At 74.9% G+C, this 6,114-nt stretch carries 7 protein-coding genes; 6 read left to right on the forward strand and 1 reads right to left on the reverse strand.

The features are described 5' to 3' along the window. Nucleotides 1-234: 234 nt before the first annotated feature. Nucleotides 235-1,152: a hypothetical protein gene (locus ACQRUO_RS25685; RefSeq protein WP_428318425.1), complete on the forward strand. Its 918-nt coding sequence runs from the start codon at nt 235-237 to the stop codon at nt 1,150-1,152. Nucleotides 1,153-1,200: 48 nt separating this feature from the next. Here ACQRUO_RS25685 and ACQRUO_RS25690 read toward each other — a convergent pair whose 3' ends face one another. Then, nucleotides 1,201-2,193, reverse strand: coding sequence for a quinone oxidoreductase family protein (locus tag ACQRUO_RS25690; protein ID WP_428318426.1), 993 nt, complete (start codon nt 2,191-2,193; stop codon nt 1,201-1,203). A gap of 191 nt (nt 2,194-2,384) precedes the next feature. Between ACQRUO_RS25690 and ACQRUO_RS25695 the strand changes: the two genes are divergently transcribed. From ACQRUO_RS25695 to ACQRUO_RS25715, 5 genes are all read left to right on the forward strand, one after another. Next, nucleotides 2,385-2,930 carry an N-acetyltransferase family protein gene (locus ACQRUO_RS25695; RefSeq protein ID WP_428318427.1) on the forward strand — a complete coding sequence of 182 codons (546 nt, stop codon included), beginning with the start codon at nt 2,385-2,387 and terminating at the stop codon, nt 2,928-2,930. Nucleotides 2,931-2,974: 44 nt separating this feature from the next. After that, nucleotides 2,975-3,631, forward strand: a complete 657-nt coding sequence (locus ACQRUO_RS25700; RefSeq protein ID WP_428318428.1) for a hypothetical protein — start codon at nt 2,975-2,977, stop codon at nt 3,629-3,631. A gap of 70 nt (nt 3,632-3,701) precedes the next feature. Then, nucleotides 3,702-4,220 (forward strand): MarR family winged helix-turn-helix transcriptional regulator, encoded by a 519-nt coding sequence (locus tag ACQRUO_RS25705; protein ID WP_428318429.1) that lies wholly within the window; start codon nt 3,702-3,704, stop codon nt 4,218-4,220. Beyond that, nucleotides 4,207-5,103, forward strand: coding sequence for an ATP-binding cassette domain-containing protein (locus tag ACQRUO_RS25710; protein WP_428318430.1), 897 nt, complete (start codon nt 4,207-4,209; stop codon nt 5,101-5,103). The genes ACQRUO_RS25705 and ACQRUO_RS25710 overlap by 14 nt, the downstream gene beginning before the upstream one ends. Further along, on the forward strand, nt 5,063-5,944 hold the full coding sequence (locus tag ACQRUO_RS25715) for an ABC transporter permease (RefSeq protein WP_428318431.1): 882 nt from the start codon (nt 5,063-5,065) through the stop codon (nt 5,942-5,944). The genes ACQRUO_RS25710 and ACQRUO_RS25715 overlap by 41 nt, the downstream gene beginning before the upstream one ends. The last annotated feature ends 170 nt before the right edge of the window (nt 5,945-6,114 follow it).

Here is a 6,114-nt window from a genome sequence, read left to right on the forward strand (position 1 = left end):
GAGGTGCCCCCATGGACGCACCGGCGGATCATCCAAGTACGACCCAGTACGAGGACGATCCGCCGGCACGCCCAGCCGGGCGCCACCCAGCCGCCAGGCTGGGTGATGGGGGTACCTCCCGGCCGAAGGCTGGGGGAGCCGCGCGCTGATCCGACGCGAATTGTCAGACAGGCCCTAGGATCATCCGGATCTCCCGGCCGCAGGTGTCGGGAGGGCCACTGGGGGGTGGGGGGAATGTCCGATCAGGAGCGGCAGTGGCGCCGCGGGTGCCTGAGCTGCCTGGTCGTCGTCCTGATGCTGGTCGCGGGGGTGGCCGGCTACCTGTGGCACCAGTACGCGGCGTTCGAGGGGGATCCCAAGCCGGACGTCGCGAAGGCGGCGCGCTCGGCCACCGGGCGGGCGGCCGACGGGCAGGCCACGGCCGAGCTGGACGCGCAGTTGGGGCGGGTGCGGGCGGCGCTGCCGTGGGCGACGCCGCTGGGCACGGCGGTCTCCGACGTCTGCCAGACCGGCGAGCAGCCCGGCCTCTGGGGGCCCAGGCGCTGGGAGCCGGTCTTCTGCCGGCGGAGCGTGACCTACTTCGCGGCGCTGGACGGGGACTTCCAGCAGCGGTTGGCGGATCTCGACCAGGTCCTGGACGCCGGCTGGCAGCCGCTGGACGGTGACGACGGCGGGCCGGACAGCCGGGGCCCGGGCCTGGTCGGCGTGTTCACCCGCGAGCAGCGGGACCGGCCGCAGCCCTCGGGCGGCAGCGCCACCCCGTCGGCCACTCCCACCCCGTCGGCCACTCCCACCACGGAGCTGCCCCGCCAGGTGGTGGTGAACTACCGCTTCAAGCCGGCGGCGCCCGGCAGCTCCGGTCCGGCGGGGCCGCTGAACCCGCAGCCCGATGCCAAGGTCGAGGTCGACCGGGCCCCCGCGTTCCCGACACCGGAGCAGCGGCACGACTACGGGGACGGGGAGTCCTACTACCTCGACTGGCAGCCGGTCGACGCCGGCACGCTGGCCGCCGCCTTCCCGGTGCACGGCCTGGTCGTGGCCATCACGGTGACGGCCGGTTACGATCCCGCCCCGGCGCAGCCCTCCCCGACGCCGACCCTGCGCCCCGCCCCGGACTACAGCCCGTGCTGGAGCGGCAGCCACTGCCCCTGACCCGCCCGCCCGACGTGATCCGAAAGACACGCCCAAGCCCGCGCGCCGTCACGCCGCCGTCGGTGCCACCGCCAGCAGCAGCTTGCCGGTGGTGCTCCGGCTCTCGATCAGGCGGTGCGCCTCGGCGGCCTGCTCCAGCGGGAGTTCGGCGCTGATCAGCGGGTCGACGGCGCCGTCGGCGGCCTGCCGGAAGGCGGCCTCGACCAGCGCGCGCAGGGCGGCCGGGGCGCTCTGGGCGAGCCCGAAGACGGAGAACCCGGCGACCGAGCGCCCGGGCACCAGGTCGGCCAGGCCGGTCTGCCAGTCCGGCTCCCCGCTCGCGTTGCCGAACGAGACCAGGCGTCCGAACGGGGTCAGCGCCGCCAGCGACTGCCGCAGGCTGTCGCCGCCGACCGGGTCGAGCGCCAGGTCGACGCCGCGGCCGTCGGTGGCCTTCCGGACCTGCTCGGCGAAGTCCGGGCCGACGAAGACCTGGTCGTAGCCGGTCCGCTCGGCGTACTCGGCCTTGGCGGCGCTGGAGACCACGCCGAGGACCCGTGCGGCGCCCGCCGCCCTGGCCAACTGCGCGACCGTGCCGCCGACTCCGCCGGCGGCGGACTGGACCAGCACGGTCTCGCCGGGGGTCAGCCGGCCGACCTCGTGCAGCAGCGCCCGGGCGGTGGGCAGCACGACGGGCAGCGCGGCCGCACTGCGCAGCGGGACGCCGGCGGGGAGCGGGAAGACCCGGCCGGCGTCGACCACCGCGACCTCGGCGTACCCGCCGAACAGGGTGATCGCGGCCACCGGCAGCCCGGGGCGCAGCCCGTACTCGGCGGGCACCTCCGGGCCGACCGCGCGGATCACCCCGGAGACCTCCAGCCCCGGCCGGAAGGGGAGGGCGGGGACCCGGTACCCGCTGCTCCGCGCCTTGAGCTCGGCGAAGTTGACGCCGGCGTAGGCGACATCGATGCTCACCTGTCCCGGGCCCGGCTCGGGGGCGGGGGCCTCGATGAGGCGCAGGACGTCGGGGCCGCCGAACTCGTCCACCTGGATCGCGCGCATGACTGTGACTCCTCGTCGGCGGGGCCGGGGCGCCGCGGGTGGTACCCGGCCGTGGTGTTTGCCTTGCGTCGAACACTCGAAAGTGTACGCAGATCATCGAACACTCGGCAAGATCTGCCGGCCCGTCACCTGGTGCGCGGTGTTAGGCTCGGCGGGTTTTGTTCGGCTGTCGTGGGGCGGAAGAGGTCGGCATGGGCGGGGATGCGCAGCGGTTCGAGATCCGGCGCCGGCACACCGGTGACCTGCCGGCCTGTGTGGAGGTGCTCGCCGAGGTGCACGCGTCGGACGGCTATCCGGTGGCCTGGCCCGCCGATCCGGCCGGCTGGCTGCTGGAGTCCGAGCAACTCGCCTGCTGGGTGGCGGTTTCCCGCGACTCGGGCGAGATCGTCGGGCACGTCGCGCTCAACCGGGGTTCCGGCTCCTCGGCCGGCGAGGTCTGGGCGGAGCGGGCCGAGGGTCGCGCGCCGGACGGCGCGGGCGCGGTGAGCCGGCTCTACGTGGCGCCGTCCGCCATGGGCGTCGGGCTCGGCGAGCGCCTGCTCGCCACGGCGGTGGCGCAGGCCCGGACCTGGCGGCTGCACCCGGTGCTGGACGTGGTCGCCGGGCACGGTGGCGCCCTGCGGCTGTACCAGCGGCTGGGCTGGGAGCTGCTGCTGACGGTCAGTCGGACCTGGCCCAACGGCATGACGGTGGACGTGCACTGCTTCGAGCTCGCGGCGGCGGGCGGCACCGCCTGAATACCCGGTGTGGCCGCCCGGTCCGCGCTGGTACCTTCGCCGCCATGACCGATGATCTTGAACTCCGCACTCCGGTGACCGCCGACGACGTCGAGGCCGCCGTCGCCGCCGCACTCGCCACCCTGGCCGATGCGCTGACCGCCGACTGGTCGGTGCCGGCCGGCGAGCTGGCGTGGGACTGCTGGGAGACCCTGGAGCACGCCGCCGACGGCCTGTGGGCCTACGCGGCCCAGGTCGGCTCCCGGCGGACCCCGACCGACCGGTACGTCTCGCTGCGGTGGAGCCGCGAGCGCCCGGGCGGGCCGGCCAACGCGATCTGGGGGCAGCGCGAGGAGGGTCCGACCGCGCTGCTGGAGCTGCTGGAGGCCGGCGGGGCGCTGCTCGCGGCCGTGGTCCGGACCACGGCGCCCGAGGTGCGCGCCTTCCACTCCTACGGCGTGGCCGACCCCGAGGGCTTCGCCGCGATGGGCGTGGTGGAGACCCTGGTGCACACCGAGGACGTGGTGCGCGGGCTCGGCCTGTGCTGGGCGCCGCCCGCGCAGGTGTGCGAGCGGGCGCTGACCCGGCTCTTCCCCGAGGTGCCGGTGGCCGCCGGTGACGACCGCTGGCAGCTGCTGCTCTGGGCCACCGGCCGGGCCGAACTCCCGGGCCGGCCGCGCCGCGCGTTCGAGCGTTGGCACAGCGCGCCGCTGGGCGAGTAGCGCGACGGCTGCCGCCGGACCGGGACCGGTGGCTTTACAGATAGCTCTTACGGAGAGCTAAAATTATCGTATGCCTGAAACGGACCCGGGATCCGGCCTCACCGACGAGTTCTCCACCCTCCTGGCCGGCATCACGCGCCTGGTGCGCCGCCGGCTGCGCCAGGAGCTCACCGTGCCGCGGCTGCGCGGCGCCCAGGTGGAGCTGCTCCGGCTGGTGGCCGCCAGTCCCGGGCTGCGGGTCTCGGCTGCCGCCAAGGAGCTCTGCCTGGCGGGTAACTCGGTGTCCACGCTGGTCAACCAGCTGGTCACCGCCGGGCTGCTGCGCCGCGAGGTGGATCCCGCCGACCGGCGCGCGGCCCTGCTGTACGTGACACCGGAGGCCGCCGAGCGGCTGGCCGCCTGGAGTGCCAAGCGCACCGCCGTGGTGGGCGAGTTGCTGGCGGAGCTGCCCGAGCCGGACCGCCGGGCGCTGGCCGCGGCGCTGCCCGCGCTGCGCCGGCTCGCCGCCGGCCTGCAGGGCGGCGACGGCGAGGCTCCGACCGGCCTCCGGACCACCGACGAGAAGGGGGCGCCCGATGCCCGACCGTGACGCACCAGGCAGCGGCACCGCTGCGCCGCCCGACCCGGCCGAGGCCGTGGTCTGCCGCAACCTGGAGTACTCCTTCGGCCGGGCCAAGGCCGGCAGGCCGCAGACCAAGGCGGTCGACGGGGTCGACCTCGCGGTGCACACCGGCGAGGTGTTCGGCCTGCTCGGCCCGAACGGCGCCGGCAAGACCACCACGATCCGGGCGATCACCACGCTGCTGCCGGTGCCGACGGGCATGGTGCGGGTGTTCGGCCACGACACCGCGCGGCGCCGGATGGAGGTCCGCCGGATGCTCGGCTACGTGCCGCAGCAGCTGTCGGCCGAGGGCGGGCTGACCGGCCGGGAGAACGTCTCGCTCTTCGCCCGGGTCTTCGACGTGCCCGGCGCCGAGCGGGCCGCCCGGGTCGCCCAGGCGCTGGCGGCGGTCGACCTGTCCGAGGCCGCCGACCGGTTGGCCGGCACCTACTCGGGCGGCATGGTGCGCCGGTTGGAGCTGGCCCAGGCGCTGGTCAGCGCGCCCCGGCTGCTGGTGCTCGACGAGCCCACCATCGGTCTGGACCCGATAGCCCGCACCAGCGTCTGGGAGTGCATCGACGCGGTGCGCTCGGCCACCGGCATGACCGTGCTGGTCACCACCCACTACATGGACGAGGCCGACCAGTACTGCGACCGGATCGGCCTGATGGACCGCGGCCGGATCCGGGCCCTCGGCACCCCCGAGGAGCTCAAGGCGCAGGTCCGCGAGCAGGACCCCAGCCACGAACACCCCACCCTCGACGACGTGTTCCGCCACTTCGCCGGGCGCGACCTCGGCCGTGACCAGGCAGCGGAAGGAGGCTTCAGCGATGTCCGCCGTACCCGCCGCACCGCATCCCGCGTCGGCTGAGCAGCGGCCGGCCGAGCGGCCGGCGCCCGCCCGCCCCGACCTCGGGCTGCTGCTGGTCCCGCCGCGCGCCAGGACCGGGTGGCGCCTGGTGCCCGCCCGGGTGCTGGCGATGTGCGCCGTCGAGCTGCAGAAGCTGCGGCACGACCGCACCGAGCTCTACACCCGGGCGATCCAGCCCGCGCTCTGGCTGCTGATCTTCGGTGAGACCTTCACCAAGCTGCACTCCATCCCGACCGGCAACATCCCGTACCTGGACTACCTGGCGCCGGGGATCATCGCGCAGTCCGCGATGTTCATCTCGATCTTCTACGGCATCATGATCATCTGGGAGCGGGACTCCGGGGTGCTCACCAAGCTGCTGGTCACCCCGACCCCGCGGGCCGCGCTGGTCACCGGGAAGGCCTTCGCGGCCGGGGTGAAGGCGGTCATCCAGGCGGTCGTGGTGGTGCTGATCGCCGCCCTGCTCGGGGTCGCGCTGACCTGGAACCCGCTGAAGCTGCTCGGCGTCGTGGTCGTGGTGCTGCTCGGCTCGGCGTTCTTCTCCTGCCTGTCGATGACCATCGCCGGCATCGTGCTGACCCGCGACCGGCTGATGGGCATCGGCCAGGCGATCACCATGCCGCTCTTCTTCGGCTCCAACGCCCTCTACCCGGTGGGCCTGATGCCGGGCTGGCTGCAGGCGATCAGCAAGGCCAACCCGCTGAGCTACCAGGTGGACGCGCTGCGCGGCCTGTTGATCGGCACCCACGCCCATCTCGCGACGGACTTCGGGGTGCTGGCGCTCGCCACCGCGGCCGGCATCACCGCCGCCTCGGCGCTGCTCGGCCGACTGGCCAAGTGAGGAAGGCGTCAGCGGGGGCCGATCGGAGTACCCTGGTGCCCCGCTGACGGTGCGTCAGTGTACGACGGGAGGGGGGGGGGGGGGGGGGAGAAACAACCCCCCCCCCCCCCCCCCCCCCCTCCCCCCCCCCCCCCCCCCCCCCCCCCCCCCCCCCCCCCCCCCCCCCCCCC

The sequence above is a fragment of the Kitasatospora sp. LaBMicrA B282 genome (assembly GCF_050325825.1).
Taxonomy (GTDB): Bacteria; Actinomycetota; Actinomycetes; order Streptomycetales; family Streptomycetaceae; genus Kitasatospora.

What these genes read in the sequence shown, in the direction of transcription:
- ACQRUO_RS25685 (WP_428318425.1), top strand. Translation starts at nt 235, where the DNA reads ATGTCCGATCAGGAGCGGCAGTGGCGCCGCGGGTGCCTGAGCTGCCTG.
- ACQRUO_RS25690 (WP_428318426.1), bottom strand. Translation starts at nt 2,193, where the DNA reads ATGCGCGCGATCCAGGTGGACGAGTTCGGCGGCCCCGACGTCCTGCGC.
- ACQRUO_RS25695 (WP_428318427.1), top strand. Translation starts at nt 2,385, where the DNA reads ATGGGCGGGGATGCGCAGCGGTTCGAGATCCGGCGCCGGCACACCGGT.
- ACQRUO_RS25700 (WP_428318428.1), top strand. Translation starts at nt 2,975, where the DNA reads ATGACCGATGATCTTGAACTCCGCACTCCGGTGACCGCCGACGACGTC.
- ACQRUO_RS25705 (WP_428318429.1), top strand. Translation starts at nt 3,702, where the DNA reads ATGCCTGAAACGGACCCGGGATCCGGCCTCACCGACGAGTTCTCCACC.
- ACQRUO_RS25710 (WP_428318430.1), top strand. Translation starts at nt 4,207, where the DNA reads ATGCCCGACCGTGACGCACCAGGCAGCGGCACCGCTGCGCCGCCCGAC.
- ACQRUO_RS25715 (WP_428318431.1), top strand. Translation starts at nt 5,063, where the DNA reads ATGTCCGCCGTACCCGCCGCACCGCATCCCGCGTCGGCTGAGCAGCGG.